The sequence below is a fragment of the Paenibacillus sp. NRS-1781 genome, assembly GCF_050467745.1.
GTDB lineage: Bacteria > Bacillota > Bacilli > Paenibacillales > Paenibacillaceae > Paenibacillus > Paenibacillus terrae_A.
This window is the reverse complement of record NZ_JBITPI010000047.1, coordinates 74,133-93,721: the sequence shown is the minus strand read 5'-3', so window position 1 is coordinate 93,721 and position 19,589 is coordinate 74,133. Positions and strand designations below refer to the sequence as shown.

Sequence of the window (19,589 nt, the reverse complement as noted above, 5' to 3'; positions counted from 1 at the left end):
CTGAACGCCCTCCTTCTAACTAATAAATGAAAGATTTCTGCTGCCACAATTAAAAATATGCAAAAAAGAGAGAACGTAAATACGTCTCTCCTTGCGATTCCATTGTAATCAACCTACTTGTCGTTCCCAGTGTTCATTATTCCTCTGCTGGTACTGCTGACTCTACCTCTACTTCCTCCGTATTCATTTGCTTCCCATCCATCTCCGATGTCTCTGCCTCATCCACCTCATCGCTGTTCTCTTCTTGAATTACGGCTCTTGGCGTGTAGAGCTTGGGAATCGGTACATTCGCCCAATCCATATCGGATGCGAAATAAAAGCTCGTATAGGATGGCTGGTTATAGCCCGTATTTTGACGCGCCACATCCACCCGATATTGCGGGTCATGCATCAGTGTATACAATTTATGCGTCGTAGGCTCAGTGCCCAAATAGATACGGATCGCCGAGCTATCCGCTGTGCGAACGAGCATTTCTTCCCGCCAATCTCCGAAAATGTCGGCTACCAGCGATGGCGTTCCTTTCGTATAGTTGTTCGTTTTGGTTCCAGTGGCGGTCAATAATGTTCCTCGTTTCCAATCCTCAATGGTTGGGGTAACATCAATCGCGCCGTTTACGATTTGTGTGGTCATATCGGCTGCCCATTTGATACTCATATTAGTGCCAGGCATCTTGGTATCCAGTTGCTTGCCGGCAGCGGTCCATAAGCCCATGGCCCAGGTTTCCAGCCCTCGCTGATCCGGGTCTATGTCTCCGATCATTCCCCGGCCTGTATCCTTGCCGGAATATCCGCCGTAGATGACTTTACCCGTTTTGGCATCCCGCAGGGAATAACCATAAGGAGCATAGGTGCCGCCCTCATGCACCATAAAGATTTCTTTGCCCGGCCGATCCGGGTCAATATCCGTCACATGCAGCGCATCGCCGTGACCCAAACGGGCTGTTTCGCCGGGAATCGCGCTTTCGGGAGGCATGACATCGAACGAGCTGTACAGCAGGCTGCCGTCATGGTCGATGGTGGCAGAGCCGTATACGATTTCGTCCTTGCCGTCACCATCTACGTCTGAGACGCTCAGCGAATGCGCTCCCTGTGTGGTCAAGGTGCCGAATTTCGGGTCCGTTCCATCGCGCCCGTGCGGGCTGTCGTTAAACGGATTCGTCATCGGTGCCCAGTCGCTGTCCACCATCCAGTTCTTTTGGAGATGACGACCATCCCATGTGTAAGTGATCAGTGTGGAGCGCGTATAGTAGCCGCGTGCAAACACAGCAGACGGCTTGCGGCCGTCCAGGTAAGCCACCCCTGCCAGGAAACGATCCACCCGGTTGGCGGGTTCAATCCGGGCCATGGCGTAATCGCCCCACATGAGGCCATCGTCATGACGCTCTGGCTCATAGCGGACGGTGTCCAGCTCTGCTCCCGTTTTTCCTTTGAAAATGGTCAAATACTCCGGTCCATCCACAATGAAGCCTTCGAACTCTCTCAGCTTGTTTTTGTCGCTCCGCGCAGGCGCGTATACATCCATAAAGTAGTCCGTCAGGCTTTCCGCATCCTTACGGGATAACGGATAGCTATACTTTGGAGCGATACCAAAGCATTCCTCCAGCGTAGCAGGCCACTTCCCTTTGACCACTTCTTCATGCTTCGTCCAGTTCATGAACATGTTCACCACATGCTCGTAATAATCCGTGCGGCTTAAACGGTAATCGTCCTTATGCGTAATCCCTGCTTTGCGATCCTCACGGGGCAGGGTAATATAGGTTTCTTTTTTCGGCTTGCCCTTCTTGTCAAAAGTAATCGTTTTGGTACCCGGGGCCGTTTTGAACATCAGCTCAGCTTTGCCGTCGCCATCAAAATCGTACACCATCATCTGTGTATAATGGGCACCTGAACGAATATTCACACCCAGGTCGATCCGATATAACAGCTTGCCCTGGGCTGTATATGCATCGACATACGTATTTCCGGTATAGCCCTTCTGAGAAACGTCCTTGGAGTTCGACGGGTCCCATTTTACAAAAAATTCATATTGTCCGTCTCCGTCCACATCCCCCACACTCATATCATTTGCAGAGTAGGTATAGGACTCACCTGCGGGTGTTACGCCATCGGCGGGCTTTTGAAGAGGCAGCTCATAGTAGCCCTGCTGCCACGGCGTCACTTTGGCGCTGCGATCCTTTTCCCGTCCATTCACGACCGAAGCTACTCTGTACACCGCTTTTCCGGTTCCTTCTTTATCCACATAGTTGGTGCTGTCGGTTACCGTCGCGATCTTTTTACCGTCACGGTATACATTAAAATCCGCGCCTGTCAGCCCCGTTGGGCTGTAACCATTCACTTCCTGCGCCAGCAGCCGCCAGCTTAAAAATACACCCTCCGGTGTCACCGCAGCCACCAGTCCCCGATCCAGCTTTTCCAGTTGGATGCTGCCACTTCGGTTCTGTTCGACAGCAACAGCCGATGCTGCCTGAAGCTCCGGTTCAGATGGAGCTTCTGCCGCCATCCCCACCGTTGTACCCGTCATCGCCAGCATCGTTGCCAACGCGGCGGTCAAGGTTCCCTTTCGCCATGCGCCTTTCCTTTGAGCCATCCAAGTCGTCCTCCTCCATTGTGTTGTGATGACAAGCAAATACCCAAAATGATTGCGCTTACATAATTTAAATTCCTTATTATTATAGTTTTGCCGTTCTCCCCAAAGCGTTTAAAAATCCGATGATTTCTCTTCACAAATCCGTGTTGTTTGCCGTTTCGCATAAAACAGCCCCCACCAAGCCTGTACGAACACGGCAAGATGAGGGCTGAAAAGTATTTACAGAGTTATGTTAGTGATATCCGATAATTTGAGCGACAACTACCAATACTGCACCCAGTACGAACCAGACAGCCAGTAGCGGCCAAAAGAAGCGAACCCATTTCTGATACGGAATACCCGATACGGCCAAGCTCCCCATTAAGGCTGAGGAAGTAGGCAAAATCATGTTCGAAAATCCATCTCCCAACTGGAAGGCAAGCACTGTCGTCTGGCGTGTAATGCCGAGCAGATCAGACAGTGGAACCATAATCGGCATCGTCGTTGCGGCCATTCCCGAACCGGAGGTGATGAATACGTTCATAATGTTTTGGAACACATACATGCCCAGCACTTGTACCGATTCAGGCAAATGTCCCACCATGATAGCAAGGCTGTTAACGATGGAGTCAATCACACTGCCGTGATCCAGTACAACCACGATGGAACGTGCAAAACCGATAATCAGCGCACCATAGGTGATATCCTTGGCTCCTTTGGCAAACTCTGTCGCAATGCGACTTGGCCCGTAGCCTGCGCAAAAGCCGGAAATGACTCCCATCGAAAGAAACAGGGCAGCCAGTTCTTCCATCCACCAATCCTTTTTGGACACTCCCCAGATCAACGTCGCAAAGCTTACGACAACGGTCAAGATGATCAGGATATGCTTAAGCTGGATGGAAGGCAGATTGGATAGATCCACCGGCTTGTCTTCAGCGCTCTTTTCCAATTCGTAAACGAGGCTGCTTTCCGGGCTTTTCTTCACTTTGCTGGCATAGCGCATAATATATAAGCTCGTAATGACGATCAGGATGACTAACAGGATGGCACGAAGCCACAGCCCTGAAAAAATAGGGATTTGCGCAATCGCCTGTGCCAAGCCGACATTAAACGGATTCAGCAGCCCGGCAGTAAATCCACAGGAAGCCCCCAGTGAAATCATGGCCGTACCCGTCATCGCATCAAACTTCAGCGCCCTGGCGATAGCAATACCAATCGGCACGAATACCATAACCTCGGTGGACATGCCCATCGTAAAGCCACCCACGGAAAACAGGGTAATAAATACCGGAATCACCCATATCCCTTTGTTGGAAAAAGACCTCGCTACCCTTCCCGTCACAGCCTCAATCGTCCCCGAGGACGTAATAATCTGAAAAACACCGCCGATGATCAGAATGAAAAAGACCACATCGGCAGAATCGACCAGACCCGATACGATGGATTTCGGAATATCCCACAGCGTAACCGGATTCGGATCGACATGAGCGTACGAACCGGGGATGAGAAGGGTTTTGCCGGTTGTTTCATTTTTAACCCGTTCAAACTCTCCGGCGGGCACGACATAGGTCAATATCCCGGCCACTAAGGTCAGAAAAATAAGAATGACAAAGGTATGCGGCATTTTCAGCCATTTTTTCGGGCCGCTCGGTACGGCCGTGTTGCTACTCATTCGGATGCTCCCCCGTTTCTCTGCGCTTGCCACTGTTCAAATTCAGTCCGTACCTCTCTCAAAGCCAGCGGATCGGTCACGAGATCATAAGCCGTTAAGGCCAGCGCTTTGGCGGCATAGTTCATTTCAATCATGCCTTCCTCCGCTCCCGCAAGCTGGGCAAATTCCGGCGTATGCGTGGATGCGTCCCCCAATCGGATGTAAGGATGAATCGCTGCGGTAATCTGGCTGACATTGCCGATATCCGACGAACCGATGCCCCCTTGCGCAGGCGGCTCGTGAACCTCCAAACCGAGCTGTTCCAGATTGTTCTGGAACAAAGCGGCCAATCTCTTATTCGTATTGCGCTCCGCATAAATAAGTCCCTCGGCAATGTCCACGGTGGCGCCCATACCTTCTGCCGCCGCACGAACAGCGCGATACACCTTGCTCCGCACTTCTGCCAGGCCGTATTTATTTTGCGCCCGCAAAATAAATACGGCCTCGCACAGCTCCGGCACCACATTCGGGGCATCCCCGCCTTTTGTAATAATGCCGTGGATACGCACGTCGCTGGTGACAAACTGGCGAACTGAATTAATCGCCACAAAGGCATTAATCATGGCATCCAGTGCGCTGATGCCCTTCTCCGGGGAGGAAGCGGCATGGGCCTGCTTGCCATGAAATGTAAACGTGGCATCCACGCAGGCCAATCCCCCGCGCAAAACCATCGTTTTGCTCTGCGGATGCACCATCATTACAGCGTCTATGCCGTCGAATACGCCATGCTCGCACATGATGATTTTGCCGCCGCCCTCCTCCTCGGCTGGTGTGCCTAACACCACGATGCGTCCGGGCAGATCCGGCATCGCTTCCTTGAGGGCTATAGCGGCCCCCACTGATGCGGTACAAATCAGGTTGTGTCCACAGGCATGTCCGATGGCTGGAAGTGCATCATATTCAGCCAGCAGAGCGATTGTGGGTCCGCCGGATGTCCCTTCCCATTCCGCACGGAAGGAGGTCTCCAGTCCGGCAATGCCTTTTTCCACAGCAAAACCAGCCTGTTCCAGTGTATGGGTGAGCCAGCCCTGTGCCTGATATTCATGAAAGCTTAGCTCAGGATGTTTATGTATTGTTCGGGCAAGCTCCCGTAATTCGTGATCCTTCGTATCTACAGCCTTCATAATCTTTTCATGGGATGGCGTTTTGCCATTATGTCCGTTCGCTGTTGAGTTCATCAATGGAATGCCGCCTTTCATTCGTCATAACGAATAAATATACAATCAATATTCAACATTGTATAAGCGAATGCCAGTGAAGTAAATTTAATATTTTTTGGGTTTACCCTTAAAATTATTTTATATATGACATGACATCTCTTGAAATACGTCATTTCACACCAAAAATTACGTATATTTGCTGCCTTTATCACGTCAAGAATGGAGCATCCATTCTACAAATCTTTCCACTGCCATAAGATGACTGGATTTATTTTTATACAACATCCATGTTCGACGCAGGACAGGCTCCCCATTCTTGCGAACTAAGTTAAATGCATATAATTCATCCTTTGGAGAGACAAATATTTCGGGTACGATGGAATATCCCAATCCGTGTCGGACCATTTCCTTACAGGTTTCGTAGCTGTCCACCTCCATGGAAACTCGTGGCGGCCTGCCCAGCATCTCACTCCACCACGCCTGCACCGATTCGTTAAACGAGGAATACATGTGGCCGGAATGCTGCGGCTTGCCCGGGTCCTTATAACGAATCATTGGAAGCTCCGGCAATTGCTCAAGCTCTACGGCCTCTTGGGAGATCACACAAATATGCTCCTCCGATAGAAGCTGCTTTCCCTCAGACCAAGGGTAATCATTGCGAATGACGCCCAGATGAATTTCATCTCCACGGAGCATTTCATAAATTTCTGCGCTGAGTCCGCAGGTAACCGAAAATTGCACGTCAGGATAAATATCTTTAAAGCTTTTCAGAATCGGCGGCAGCTTGTAGTGCCCGTAGTAGCTTGAAATCCCTAACCGCAGCGTCCCTTTTACCTCGCCTCTCAGGTGAATAACGGCTTCTTTTAATTCGGTCAATTCTCTTAAATTTCGTTTGGCATACTCAGCCAGTCGTTCCCCTTCCATGGTCAGCTTCGTTCCTCTGTTCCCGCGTACGATAATCGGCACCCCGAACTCCTTTTCCATTTGGTTCAGACGGTAGGTCAAGGCGGGCTGTGTAATATACAAACGCTCAGCGGCACGTTTCAGACTATATTCTTCTGCAATGTAGCACAACATCAGGCAATCCTTTTCATCCATCATCGTCACTCCTTTCGTTATATTGTTCCCTTGTTCATACGTTCTTGTGTTCTCCGCAGGAAAAAAGCCCACAGACGTATCGGTCTATTATACCGCATGAAGGGCATGGGCAAAGACCCGGTTAAATCCGGCAAAATGATCCCTGTCCCATCTCCAATCCGTTTTTGCAAAAGGAACTCGATTTTAAAGCGACCGCTTCGCTTGTACAGCACCCTTCCGCCTACTCCGTTTTACATGTACATTTTTTCAGTTCAGCTTACATAAAAGAAGCTCACCGAAGGATGGAAAGCATCTCTCATCAAGTGAGCTTCTTTTGGGGTCTTAATGTGGAACAAAGGAGCTGAAATCATCCCGGCTCGACTGGTCTGCATGATAAAACACTGCATCCCCATCCTGCAAATGAAAGGGTTGCCCGTACGGATTTTTCACTTCTCTCCGGTAGCCTTCCAGTTGCCACTGGTTCAGCAGCGGGCCGTTAATATACTGCAAATGTGGGTGCTCGGTATCCCCCTGACGGAGCGACTCCACATTGAAGTTCACAATGATGTAGCCCGTTTTCTTGAATATGCTCGCATGCTCGTTTAGCTCCCGGCGACGGCTTTCTTCACGTAAATCCGTCCCTTTAGGAACCACGTATACATCAGCAGGCAGGCTATATTCGCCATACCAGCGCTGAATCGACGCATTGGCACGATCCACATCGACTCCATCCGGCAGGTCCGTCTTGGGACCGATCAAGGTACGGACCGCCGCAGGCAGCACCAGCCAATCATAGCGGCCGATCCACGTCTTGCTGCGCGTGATACGCTGGGCATACAGGGAAACATAGCGTTCCAGCGTCGAATGACCCTGTTGTGCTTCACTCAGCTCATGCTTGTATTGGTAGGCTGCTGTATCCTGCATTTCCTCCGTCGGTACATTACGCAGCCGCTCATTTAAAATGACATATCGCTTCTCCCGATCCTCCGCCGATCCCAATCGGATGAACTTGCGGCTTCCCACATGTGTATACAGTTCTACCTCTTCCCGCTGACGACCCTCCTTGCTCACCCAATAAAATGATGGCGTGATGCGGATACCGTCCTTAGCGCTGAACATATTCCCTTTCGTTTTGAGGTCAAACTTGAAATGGTAGCCTGTCTTGATCGCCACATTTGGGTAGCCTTCATGCGGATGACTGCCGGGACGGACAGGCAAGGTAAACGGCTCCTGATTCCCCCTTGGCAGTCCGTCGATGTTGCCTAGTCCCGTCCAATAGGACAGACCGCTATGCACCGGGCTTCCTTTGCGCTGTCGGAACACCCGCTCCCAATGGTAGTCGGCAATATCCGTGATATGAAAATCATACATCCGTCCGATGACCTCGATCTCTACCACATCATTGGCGACATGATGCGCGATATCCGTATTGGCATGTCGCTGCTCAGTGAAGCCGTCCGGTGCGTTTTCCGCAATAGTCCGAAACTCGACGGTATAGTTCCCTTCATCCACCCATACGGGCAAATAGAAGTCGGTGTCCAATTGCCTTACCGGAATGTCGATCCAAGTTCCACGCAGATAGAACTGCGTTTTCCCCTTGTCGTACACATCAAACGGAAATCGCACCTGCTTGGTTCGCACATATTTGGCATACTCCCGATCACCATAGCCGGGAATATTCAGATGCGGGCCGGCCGTTGAGATCGTCACGCGGAAAGGCCGTTCCAGAATGAGCGCCGATCGACCTTTCGTCGGTTGGGTTTTCTGGTTGTGAGCCGCATCGTCTGATACGCTTGAAAGATTCACCACGGGCGTATGGACAGTCACGGTATTGATCCCTTGAATCGGCAAAATTTTATCTGCACCGCCATTGATATTTCCTTTGAGAATCGCATAGGTGATATCACCGCTACCAGGCGTATTGGGCTTATTTGTCTTGTGCTTTTCAATCACATGGCCCGGACTGTAGAGGGTATCCGGCCCGATTTTTGCGGGTTCGGGGATTTTCCCAGGAGTTGGGCCTTTTTCCTTGACACGCTGGTGGTCCATGATCGTTTGACCGTTGAATTTCACGGTATCGTTCTCCACTTCCACGTCTGGTGTAGCCTTCTGGGCCACAGGCTCCAATGACCTTTGTTCATTGGGCACCTTCGGCATACTCTTGCCGCCATAAATATAAAGTGATCCGCCGTCGATAATGCCCGGTGAAGGAGCCGGATAGTATTTCCCGTTGGTCGCAGATTCCAACGCTGGCGGCGTATAATTACGCGGTGGAATCGTAATGCTTCCTCCCGGCAGTGCATAGTTGCGAAGCTGCGCGTTCTTGATGCCGTACACTTCGAGGTTGTCGATCCTCCAGTAAGAGTACGGTTTTACAATTTCGTATTTGTAATACTCCACGACCTTCATATGCCGGGTATCGTTGATATCCTCCCATTCCAGATCATACGTGCGCTTCAGCTTGACGTTGTAGGTGCATTCGCCTTTGAGCTGCTGGAAGGTATTCTGGAACAGGTAATTTCGGGCCAACACGTTTCCATACAGGCTTTCGGAGGTTGGAATGCCCTTGGCTACATCAAAACGCGACGCGCCCCGCTGATCGGCTTTAATAACACCTGAAGCCATTGGGTCGAGGTATTTGTCCGACTGGCTGCCGCTTGGCGTAGGTCGGGTGCAGGTGACTCCTGCTGGGGGCTGCTCTATCGTCTCTAGCTCCTTATAATATAAGTAAGCTGTAAATTTCTCGAAAGAGCCGTTATAGGTAAATCCGGGTACATTTCCCGGCAAAATGTCTTCGCTCGGCGGATTACCCGTGGTACTTTTTTTGTAGCCAACATACTCATATCTGGGATCGGTTGGCGGGGTGAAGTCATACGATTGATCAGGTTTCAGCTCATCTTCTATTGGTGTAAATACGTAGTTAAGAGATTTTCCATCAGTAGTAAAATGCTTGACGATGAGTCCGCTGTCCAGTTCTATTTTGAAGAGGATGGGCTGGTAGATACGCCAGGCTTCGACCTCTTTGGCGCAGGTGGGGCAGCTTTCTTCCTTGATGTTGCGAGCCTGATCTACTGGATCAAGTTTCATGTTTACAGTTATTGGGATGATAGTAGTTTCTGAACCAATTCCCTGTTTTTGAAAGGAACGGATATCTGAATCTTTTGTCCCCTTACTCATATGTCTCGCATATTCCTCATAATTATCAGATCGAGATTTAACAAAATAGTCACCATGGCTCATATAATCAGCTGTCGTATATAAGCGAGCGGTAACGTTCTTGATTTTACGGCCCGGAAACTGAAACTTGTAAGTGAAAGTCGCTTCACCCTGCATACCCTTTCCGGGCTGCTTCTTTTGGGTTACCCATTCCCCGGCTATGTTCTTCCACATATCGAAATACATCATGCCGACAAAATAGCGATCATTTTTATCCGCATAATAAGACAATGGTGTGATTTCCGTATTGGCTGCCGCCTTGTCGGTGGGTAAATAAAAAGGAGGGATCTGCAACAATAGCAGTACCCCCACCAGCAATATGGCCAAAATGAGCTTGGTGTTACTCATATGATTAATATCCTTTCCACGGATTAATCATCATCGGGATATAGTTCCTCGATGCGAGGTCAAAACCAATATACTCAATGTCTTGTAACTTAAAGGATTTATAGTTTTTAATCCCTAAGTACAGCTCATCAGCAGACGAATAGATCGGGTAATAAACCATTTTCGTACCGTCCCCGTTATCTTGCGTCATTTGTTCTAGTACAGGACGAAGACGTGCGTCTTTATTCTTTGTTAAGTAAAAAACCCCTCCTGAAGTAGAATTTGTTTTCACTCTCATCTGTAGGTATGGTACACCTTTAGAAGTTGTGTAAGGCTCAATTGAATATATATCGCGCAGCATCTTAACAGGCAAATCATATCGTTTGAAAATCACCACTTTATCGTATGGCTGGCCAATAACATTTTTTAAAAGACCTGGTGTTGTACCAATAGCCTTCTTATACGGCTCAATGCTCACCGCCTGATGCCCCGTATCCTCCAGCGCAGCAATCTCCTTCTTCCCAATCCAAACCCAGCGGCTAACCTTATCCCATTCCACCGTCTGTCCCAAGCCCTCACTTACTAGCCGCAGCGGTACAAAAGTACGGTTCTGTTTCAAAATAATCTTCGTCTCATACGTCTTGGTCTGTCCGTCCACGGTAGCCGTGTTCTGTCCAACCGTCATGTTGACCGCATGTGCGTCATTCTTAATCGACACGGCCAACTGACCACCATTTTTTTCCCAGCCTACCTTAGCCCCCAGCGCTTCGGATACAAAACGAATGGGAACCATCACATAATCGTTCTCATCCTGAAAAGGCTTAGCGTCCGGGAATTGAATTTTTTTCGCATTCAATAAGACTTCAATCGGTTTGGGGCTGCTTGCTGCTTCCGTCGTAGGAATTGTACCTGTTGCTCCCCAAAGTAACGTGACTGCGGTCAAACTCAACATCCATTTTTTCATACTCATCTCTCGATCCCCTTTGTCTGCTTAAACTATAAACTATGTATACCAAGCCAAATCCCACGAACTTATCGCATCCCCACTTTCGGAAAATACTGGATACAACTTATATATTATATGTTTTCCCTGTCACAAAATCTATAAGAAAACTTCTAATATAAAGCATTCTAAAAAAAGCCAGGCTACATTGACCAAAGTTTTATTCCCCTAATATTCAGAAGACTAGCTCGTTCGAGTTATTGCCTTTCCCCAAAATCTCAACAAAAAAGGGCTGCCTCTCCCCTGTTAAGGAAGAAACAGCCCGTGTGCTTCACGCGCAAAATACGATAAATATATCAGTTCATACGATAATACTTGTTCCAGCATCATCCAATATTTCTTACATCATAAATCATAACTGACTAAAAATCAAACGTTACTTTTTTCTCACGAAACATCTCAAAGATCATACATGCACACCTGAACTCCCAGCTTGATATAGCTGCTCATACACGCCATATGATTGATGCATGCTATTTTCTCCTTCACGCCTTCCTGCTCCAGCCCGAAGCTTTTGAACAGCTCCGGTATACACGCCTGCACGCTATGACACAGCCCCACCTTACGGACGCCGCCGTGTACGTTCATCACATTCGTCAGTACAGCCACTCCCCGTCGTTTTTTTAAAATTGGATAAATATGTTTCGAATCCTTCAGCCTTCCGGGGCCAATATCGAACAACGCCAGCTCAAAGCCCTGCAAAGCAGGTGTCAGCATACAATCATCAAGCACATTTTTGGCAAATGCCGTGCTGCCTGCACCCAGAAATGTAATCTTGCTCATGCCTTTTCTCCCATTCACATTCGTTTCGCAGCTTTGTACTCCAAATGCAAGAATACCCACCGCTACTCTCCCCTTTGCAGGAAGAAAGTGATGGTGGGAAAGGTTATTTAACAAGAGCTATTCGCTGTTTACTCCAAATCGTGATCCCCCTGCTGATTTAGCAGAGCTGACAGGAGCAGGTGTTTCAGGTGTTACGGAGTTAACCGGAGTTGTTGGCGTTTCCGGAGTACCGGAGTTGACAGGGGCCCCCGCCTCGATTACGGTCACCTTGGCAATCGCCTTCAATTCTGTTCCTTCTACATTGCCCTTCAATTCAAATGAACCCGGAGTAGCATATTGTGCAGGATCAATATTTTCCCACTCTACAGCTATCCACTTGGTGGAGTCTTCTCCATACGTAGCTTCCACCACGCTCGGCAGTTCAGGTTTTTCACCCGCACGTGTCGTCACGTTTACTTCTTTTATAGCCGTGATTTTCTCGGCTCCCGTCAGGCTCTGTGCTGTACCGGAAGCCAGACCTGCTACCTCGGAAGCATTCAGAGCGCGGCTGTAGATGCGGAATTCATCCACCAGACCGTTAAAATACGGATCAGGGTACTGAGACTTGCCAATAAAATTATTTTTCGTCTGGCCCAGACTGGTAGGATTCAAGGTCAGGCTGGTATTGCGTCCCACTTCTTTACCATCCACATACAAAATACCTGTGGAGCCCGAAAGCGTGACCGCAACGTGCTTCCACACCCCTGTCGACAGCACAGGAGCCTCAATCGTCTGTTCCTGCCCCTGCCCGTTGCCTTGGTTGGTAATCGCAAACAGCATCGTATTTCCGGCTTTGGGCGTGAGGAACATATATTCATTCGTCCCGGAGCCGAAGTCAAAAATCCGTACATAATCGCTCAGGCTGTTCGCCTTGACCCAACCGGATACGGTCAACTGCTGTGTCCGGCTCACGATGCCCGCTGGAAGCTGTACATAGCTGTCCTTGCCATTGAGGCTGACGGCATTGCCTTTTTTCCCTGCAGCCCATGCAGCCGTACCCTTCACGACAGCATCATTGTGACTGTCCGACGAATCCGCAGCAACAGAACCGCTGGTTTCATCAAACTTATACAACGCAAGCTGTTCAAGTAACGGAGCCGCAGGTTCTACGATTACGCTCACTCTGGCCTCCGCAGACAACAGCGAATCGCTGGCTGTCAGCTTGAATATATACGTTCCCGGCTCGGAAACGTCCACCTTCGTACGCAGCGATGCTTTACTGCTAAATGTGACCTTGGCATTCTGTGGCCCTTCGACCAGACTCCACTCGCTTGTAACCTTGCCTTGCGGAAGTCCATCATCCACAGCCGTACCTTTCAAAATGATTGGATCCGGCAGCTTCACCTTGGACGCTTTACCCGCATCTACGACAGGCGCCTTGTTCGGATCAGGCGTCGTTGGTGTCAGCTCCACCGTGTAGGAAGAGGCTGTGCCCATATCCAATTTCAGCTTGTTGGTAGGTGCATACGCATTAAATTTACCTTGCGATTGTCCGCCCACCTTAACCAAATACGTTCCCTTCTTCAAGCCATCAAATGTAACGTACGTGGAATGTGCTTGGCCTGGCGTTTGATTTTTCAGCTGGAGCCATACATAATCCTTGGATGTTGCCAGCTTGGCTTCTGTATATTGGTCCCTGTCCAGCTCGATATACAGCTTTTCCGTGATCAGGTTGACCCGCTTGAACAGGCCGTCCAGCGGCTTAATCGCATACACGTTACCGCTTTTGCTTACCTCTGCACCATAGCCCGTCAATCCGAAGATCGGATCTACTGCAATGTCGGCACTTAGCGTTTTGAGCGCACCGAATAGTCCAAGATCCGCCTCGCCGCTCATACCGCGCCAGCCGTTAAAGAGCGGAACATTTTTACCGCCTCCGGTGCCGTTTGTTCCCTGGTTACCTTTTTCCGCCTGATACGTCCATGCGACTGCCCCGATGTTCTCAGGGTCCGAACTGATTTGCCCGGAATTAATCGCCCCCACATTGGCGATTTTAGCTGCATAGGACAGACGCTGTTGTTCCTCGCGGTGATTGTCCTCATGGTGCCGTATCCAGTCGTCCATCGCATATCCGGCAAGCGAAGTCGTGTACTGGAAGTTAAACCAGTTCTCCCCGGTAATCGTCACCGGATCGGTATAGTAGTACCAAATGGGCATATGTCCGCGTGCTGCACGGGTTTTAGCATTGATTTTACTCATCATTTCCAGCGCTTTGCTTTGCTCGCCCTCTGTATCTATATTCTGCTTGGCTAACGTATATACGGCCTCTTCCCCAGTGTTATCGTAGCTGTATTCGGAGCCGTAAGGATATTTTGTGTTTTTAAAATTGTTATATTTGCGATTCATTTTTTCCTTGAGATCGTTCGCCTCATCGTCATAGCCTTCATCATGAAGTGCCTGGATAATATCCGGTGTGGTCAGTTCGCCCATCAAGCCCGTTTCCCAGTTGTACGCGACTGGCCCTTCGTACAATGCTTTGAAAATGTTATACGCCCGCAGCAAATACGTTTCCTTCGGCTGCTTGTAAGTGACAAGATCGGGGTATTCCTTCGCAATCTTGTACATGCTGAAATAGGTGTTGTACACATGAGGGTATGCGTACCCCCGATAGGTTGGTGTATCGTTCGGCTCCGGCATCAGGAAATCATGAATCAGATAATCCTCATGATGGCCGTTCATCAGATTCGTCCAGATCGCCGTCTCCAAATAATCGTCTACCGCCCGTACCTCTTTGGCAACCGGAGTAAGTGTGTTTTTCTCAGCCAGGAACTGTCCGTGAGTCAGCCCCCAATCATCACCCCAGCCCCAGTATCCATTGAAAATGTTGCGCTTGGATTTGTTATGCATCATCCAATCGTCAAAGACCTTGTCGCGCAGATCACCCGGTACATTCCACTGGGTTTTATCTACCATAAACGTAGCGTGCCGTTGCAGCGCCAAATCAATCGGCTCGATGGCATAAAACTGTAAAACCGACTTGTTGCCGTTTCCGTACTCCACCGTGATGAAGTTTGGACCCAGCTTGGTGAATTTCAGCTCATAAATGTGGTGCCCTCCAGTCTTGCTGTCCGTCTGCGGAATGACGGTTCCATCTGGATAGGTTACCTTGCTGATCGTCTGCTTGGTGCGCAGGTCCACTTTTGCCTTCTGATTCGTAGGCACGATCATGCCCGGTACAACCGTTGTATCCACCAGGTTTTCTTGATACAGCGTATCCTTCACATCATGCTCGTCCTTCACCGCCAGAAACTTGAAGCCATAGTTGCGGCTTTGGCCGGGGTTCAGGACCAGACTTGTGTTGGGCAAATATCCACGGTTGGTGGACTTAATTACGTTGGAGTGAATATAAAATACATTCAGTCCCTCCAGCCATTTGCCTTCATTCGCCGGATTCCAGGCCCATTTGCTGCCCGGATGCTCCTCATCCCGCCAGTGATCCTGATACTCGAAACCAGCACCCGTCGAGGAATCAGGTATCAATAGCAGGGAAGAACCAATGCCGCTGGGACGTCCAGCCGTAATATAGGAGCTGTTGTTGCCGACAAAGGAATGCGTCACGACCCTCGTTTCGTAAATCGCATCTCCGTTGGTCCACTGCTCATTAAAAGGCAAAGGCAAACCGAAATCGCCAATCTCCAACTTTTTGCCACTTGTGTTCTGTACCTGTATATTCCACAACACCGAACCGTTCGACTCCGCCGAATACGTTTCGATGACTTTAAAATTGCGAATGCCTTCTGCGTTGCTTGAATTCTCATACGTAACGGTAACGCGGTTGCCACTGGTCGTGATTTTGCGCGCGTCTGCCGACTTGTTCGTCCAAGCCTTCGTCCAGCTGCCTTCGTCCAATCGGTACGTGAACATCAGTTCACCGAGCCATTGATGATCCGCCGTATTCTGCTCGGGTGTTACCGTTGCGTTCATCACGTACTCTGTCGGGAAGGCATCTCCCTTGATACGGATGGATGAAATTTCGCCATGCTCGCCTGTCTGAATCGTTAGCTTGTCATTGGATAGTTCATAGGCCTCCGCCGTATGCGTCCCAAATAGTACAGAACCCGCGGTTAAAAACAAAAATGCCGCCAATATTCCTTTAAATTTCATCAACACGCCTCCTTTTGGATCCTGGGGTCCTGATTTGCTTGCCAATCACCTGAACTCTCTTCATTTCGCCGCAACCTCCTTGGAAATGTAAGCGCTACAACTCCATTGTACAAATACTTGTCCATTGGTAAAATCAACATTTTCAACCGATTTATATAGGATTTCAACCTAATAGGGGGATGAGTGCAAATTGTTCTTCCGATCGCTGTTGTAACGGGATTTTTTTATTGGAATAGGGATGTAAAGGGGAGAAGCCTGTAAAAGTTACAAACCAGCTTTTCGCGAGGCGTGTGCTGATGTAAGTAGTTTATCAACGGCAATTCAGGATCAATTCACCTTCGAATCACGATTGGCAATCTAATCAAAATCACAGTTGGTAAAAATATGTATAGCTGAATGAGAATCATAGGTGTTTGGGAAATTCCCGGCATAGATGATTCTTTTTATTTTTGACTATGGACAGTTCCTACGTTTTGATAAACTTGATAAGAACAAACAAAAATAATGGTTAATGTAACGAAAATCGCACCAATTAAGCCCATTTCCTTGAGTTTATATTAACCATATTTCTCGCTCAACTCCTTAATCAATAGAATTATTATTTTATCCAGTAGTGTTACCTTTTACTTGCAGGGACCATCTTCTTTTTAAAATAAAGTGATATAATGCTTATTATACATACGGTTGTTTATATTTCCCAGTAAATAATATTGCAATCTCTATATAAGCCGAAATAGGAATGGAGTATATCATGATCATTAACAAACAAGAATTTTATGTGAATGGACTAAATTATACTGTTAGATCGGCAATCGACAAGGATGCGGCAGATTTATCTGAATTAAGATTACAAATTGATGGAGAGACAGAGAATTTGGATAGAGAGCAAGGGGAGGCATTTATAGATGCATCGGGGTTTGAACAGATTATACAAACGGACACTGTAAAACCAAGAAATTTATTTTTAGTTGCTGTAGTTGGTGATCAAATCGTGGGGTTTTCAAGATGCGAAGGAGTTTATTTAAATAGATTCGCTCATAAAGTAGAATTTGGAGTCTGTGTTTGTAAAGAATTTTGGGGATATGGTATGGGAAAAAATCTGCTGAAAGCATCTATCGACTGGGCTGATTCCAATGACATTCAAAAAATGTCGTTGAATGTTTTAGAAACAAACGATAAGGCCATTGCACTGTATAAACAACTGGGGTTTGAGATCGAAGGTATATTAAAAAAAGACAAAATTCTGTCCGACGGTAAGTACCACAACACAGTTATGATGGGACGATTCAATGAATAATTTCAGCAATAAAGCTCCTGTGAATCATCACGGGAGCTTTGTTGTGCATGTTATGCCTTTTTACCTGTAACGTTTAGGATTATCTGTCTGATCAAGAATAAACCAAGTTGAACAAGAACGGAGTGGGCGGAATGGTGCTGTACAAGCGATAGCGTTCGCCTTTGTGCCCGGATTTCAACCTTCTTGGCTTGATTAAGAAATCCGGGCGCAACAGCGATGAGAAGCACCATCCGACCACGTAGTGGCGCCTCATGTACATTTTTAACTCAGCTTATAAAAAAAACTTTATGCAAATAACGCATAAATATCAATATGTAGCTTCCGCTTGACGTATACTTGCCTTGGGTGATGGATTTACGTGAGAACAAAGACTTAACAAAATAGTATTCATAGGAGGCATAATGAAAATGATTTTGGAGGATATGTATTATGGGAATTGGCATCCCAGTGAACCTACCGATCCTGAATCTCAAAAAGTGAATCAAAAAATTAGTGAACATATGGAGATGCTGAAAAATAAATTATCAGAAGTCGATTTTGAGCAAATGGAAATCATATTTGATTTATTGAACGAGTCCACCTCCCTGCACTCCGCAGCAGCATTCATCCACGGGTATCGAACGGGAGCAATGACGATGATTGAGGTATTTAGCGGAGAAAAGGGGGCGTGGTCAGCTAAAGAATAGGAGCCTAAAGCCAGTTTGCACCACGCCCTGAAACCTGCTCCATACTTCCTGCCTAAAAATAGGTTCATGCATAGGTCCGGCGGGGGTAACAGCGATGGGAAGCACAATCTGCACGCGCAGAGCCTCCCTGACACACCCCCACCAGTAACTATTTTTAAGCCTCCACCCGATTCAAAAACACCTTCGTCCGCTCCAGCTGCGGATTACCGAAAATCTGCTCAGGCGTGCCAGACTCGGCAATCTCTCCGTTGTCCATAAAAATCACACGATCCGCCACATCTCTCGCAAAGCTCATCTCGTGGGTCACGATGACCATCGTCATATGCTCCTCAGCCAGCTTTTTAATGACTCGCAGCACCTCGCCCGTCAGCTCGGGATCAAGGGCAGAGGTCGGCTCGTCGAACAGCAAAATATCAGGGTTCATCATCATTGCCCGTGCAATCGCCACACGCTGCTTCTGCCCCCCCGACAATCGGGATGGATACGCATCTGCTTTATCCGCCAAGCCGACTTTAGCCAGTAGCTCAGCGCTTTGACGGCGTAGCTCGGCCTTGCTCGTTTTTTTCACCAGCTTTGGAGCCAGCTCCAGATTATCCTGCACCGTCAAGTGAGGGAACAGATTAAAATGCTGGAATACCATGCCCATCCCGGTAGTAATGCCCTTAATCTCGCCTGCCGGGGCATACTGACCATTTTCCACCAAAGCTTTATCATGAATGCGGATCGTCCCGCCCGTCACATCCTCCAGATGAACCAGACTGCGAAGCATCGTGCTTTTCCCCGAGCCAGAAGGACCGATGACCGCAACGACCTCACCTGCCTTGACGTTAAAGCTCACTCTTTTCAGAACGTCGAGCTTACCGAACGATTTTTTCAAATCGATTACTTCTATTGCGTTAGTGTTCATATCCCGACATTCCTTTTACTCGAATTTAAAACGTTTTTCCAGCGCTCTAAAGAATAGCGTCAGCACCAAGGCCAACAACAAATAGATCATAGCCGCTACAAAATAAGGCACAATCGTAAAATCACGGTTCACAGCCGTATTGGCAAAATGCAGCAGCTCCGGTACAGCTACCGCATATAGCAGCGCCGTATCTTTCACCAGTGTTGTCGCCTCATTCGTGACCGCTGGCAAAGCAATCCGTACCATTTGCGGCACAATAACTCGAATCAGCGTCTGCGACTTGCTCAGGCCCAGCACTTGAGAAGCTTCGTATTGCCCCTTATCAATCGACAACATCCCGCCTCTGAAAATTTCAGCAAAATAAGCCGCATAATTCAGCACAAACGCCAGCAACGCAGCCGTTGTCCGATCCAGCACCAGATATTCCCCGATCACAGGCAGCATCGGCAGACCAAAGCAAAAGAACAGCAATTGCAGCAAAAGCGGTGTGCCCCGTATGACATAAATGTACGTATGCATCAGCCAGGCAATCGGCTTAATCTGGCTTTTCGCCAGCAACGTAACGATAAAACCCAGTGGAATGGACAAGATGAGCGTGATGAAAAATAAAATAACGGTCATCTGCGCCCCTTCGAGCATAGGCTTCATAATTCGTAAAATATAATCCATACTCATAACCTTCGACTCCTAAACCCTTAGTTCAATACACTACG

The 19,589-nt window shown here is 48.3% G+C and carries 11 protein-coding genes and 1 pseudogene; 2 read left to right on the top strand and 10 right to left on the bottom strand.

All coding sequences use genetic code 11. The features are described from left to right. Nucleotides 1–136: 136 nt before the first annotated feature. The 8 genes and pseudogenes from ACIFO6_RS17690 to ACIFO6_RS17655 all read right to left on the bottom strand — a co-directional run bounded on the left by ACIFO6_RS17690 (nt 137) and on the right by ACIFO6_RS17655 (nt 15,986). Nucleotides 137–2,587 (bottom strand): rhamnogalacturonan lyase, encoded by a 2,451-nt coding sequence (locus ACIFO6_RS17690; RefSeq protein WP_430042418.1) that lies wholly within the window; start codon nt 2,585–2,587, stop codon nt 137–139. 232 nt (nt 2,588–2,819) lie between these two features. After that, a complete protein-coding gene (locus tag ACIFO6_RS17685) occupies nt 2,820–4,238 on the bottom strand; it encodes a YfcC family protein (protein ID WP_430042417.1) in 1,419 nt (472 codons plus the stop codon). Next, on the bottom strand, nt 4,235–5,455 hold the full coding sequence (locus ACIFO6_RS17680) for a M20 family metallopeptidase (protein WP_430042414.1): 1,221 nt from the start codon (nt 5,453–5,455) through the stop codon (nt 4,235–4,237). The genes ACIFO6_RS17685 and ACIFO6_RS17680 overlap by 4 nt, the downstream gene beginning before the upstream one ends. Before the next feature lie 195 nt (nt 5,456–5,650). Continuing rightward, nucleotides 5,651–6,535 (bottom strand): LysR family transcriptional regulator, encoded by an 885-nt coding sequence (locus tag ACIFO6_RS17675; protein ID WP_430042413.1) that lies wholly within the window; start codon nt 6,533–6,535, stop codon nt 5,651–5,653. Nucleotides 6,536–6,856: 321 nt separating this feature from the next. After that, nucleotides 6,857–10,078, bottom strand: a complete 3,222-nt coding sequence (locus ACIFO6_RS17670) for a DUF5704 domain-containing protein (protein ID WP_430042411.1) — start codon at nt 10,076–10,078, stop codon at nt 6,857–6,859. Between the two features lie 4 nt (nt 10,079–10,082). Then, nucleotides 10,083–11,027, bottom strand: coding sequence for a copper amine oxidase N-terminal domain-containing protein (locus ACIFO6_RS17665; RefSeq protein WP_430042409.1), 945 nt, complete (start codon nt 11,025–11,027; stop codon nt 10,083–10,085). Nucleotides 11,028–11,513: 486 nt separating this feature from the next. Further along, nucleotides 11,514–11,843, bottom strand: a pseudogene (locus tag ACIFO6_RS17660) (alpha-glucosidase/alpha-galactosidase); the annotation flags it as partial. A gap of 117 nt (nt 11,844–11,960) precedes the next feature. Continuing rightward, nucleotides 11,961–15,986 (bottom strand): DUF5695 domain-containing protein, encoded by a 4,026-nt coding sequence (locus ACIFO6_RS17655; RefSeq protein ID WP_430042408.1) that lies wholly within the window; start codon nt 15,984–15,986, stop codon nt 11,961–11,963. 751 nt (nt 15,987–16,737) lie between these two features. Between ACIFO6_RS17655 and ACIFO6_RS17650 the strand changes: the two genes are divergently transcribed. Then, a complete protein-coding gene (locus tag ACIFO6_RS17650; RefSeq protein ID WP_430042406.1) occupies nt 16,738–17,283 on the top strand; it encodes an N-acetyltransferase family protein in 546 nt (181 codons plus the stop codon). 407 nt (nt 17,284–17,690) lie between these two features. Next, entirely contained in the window at nt 17,691–17,969 is a 279-nt protein-coding gene (locus ACIFO6_RS17645) for a DUF6809 family protein (RefSeq protein ID WP_430042501.1), read from the top strand. Nucleotides 17,970–18,123: 154 nt separating this feature from the next. Here ACIFO6_RS17645 and ACIFO6_RS17640 read toward each other — a convergent pair whose 3' ends face one another. Beyond that, the gene (locus tag ACIFO6_RS17640) at nt 18,124–18,876 is read right to left on the bottom strand and encodes an amino acid ABC transporter ATP-binding protein (RefSeq protein WP_430042405.1); all 753 of its coding nucleotides are present in this window, start codon (nt 18,874–18,876) and stop codon (nt 18,124–18,126) included. A gap of 15 nt (nt 18,877–18,891) precedes the next feature. After that, entirely contained in the window at nt 18,892–19,551 is a 660-nt protein-coding gene (locus tag ACIFO6_RS17635; RefSeq protein WP_430042404.1) for an amino acid ABC transporter permease, read from the bottom strand. Nucleotides 19,552–19,589 lie beyond the last annotated feature (38 nt).

Excerpts from the sequence above, each read along its gene's own strand:
- ACIFO6_RS17640 (WP_430042405.1), bottom strand. The coding sequence starts at position 18,876 with ATGAACACTAACGCAATAGAAGTAATCGATTTGAAAAAATCGTTCGGT.
- ACIFO6_RS17690 (WP_430042418.1), bottom strand. The coding sequence starts at position 2,587 with ATGGCTCAAAGGAAAGGCGCATGGCGAAAGGGAACCTTGACCGCCGCG.
- ACIFO6_RS17645 (WP_430042501.1), top strand. The coding sequence starts at position 17,691 with ATGATTTTGGAGGATATGTATTATGGGAATTGGCATCCCAGTGAACCT.
- ACIFO6_RS17675 (WP_430042413.1), bottom strand. The coding sequence starts at position 6,535 with ATGGATGAAAAGGATTGCCTGATGTTGTGCTACATTGCAGAAGAATAT.
- ACIFO6_RS17650 (WP_430042406.1), top strand. The coding sequence starts at position 16,738 with ATGATCATTAACAAACAAGAATTTTATGTGAATGGACTAAATTATACT.
- ACIFO6_RS17685 (WP_430042417.1), bottom strand. The coding sequence starts at position 4,238 with ATGAGTAGCAACACGGCCGTACCGAGCGGCCCGAAAAAATGGCTGAAA.
- ACIFO6_RS17635 (WP_430042404.1), bottom strand. The coding sequence starts at position 19,551 with ATGAGTATGGATTATATTTTACGAATTATGAAGCCTATGCTCGAAGGG.
- ACIFO6_RS17655 (WP_430042408.1), bottom strand. The coding sequence starts at position 15,986 with ATGAAATTTAAAGGAATATTGGCGGCATTTTTGTTTTTAACCGCGGGT.
- ACIFO6_RS17680 (WP_430042414.1), bottom strand. The coding sequence starts at position 5,455 with ATGAACTCAACAGCGAACGGACATAATGGCAAAACGCCATCCCATGAA.
- ACIFO6_RS17665 (WP_430042409.1), bottom strand. The coding sequence starts at position 11,027 with ATGAGTATGAAAAAATGGATGTTGAGTTTGACCGCAGTCACGTTACTT.
- ACIFO6_RS17670 (WP_430042411.1), bottom strand. The coding sequence starts at position 10,078 with ATGAGTAACACCAAGCTCATTTTGGCCATATTGCTGGTGGGGGTACTG.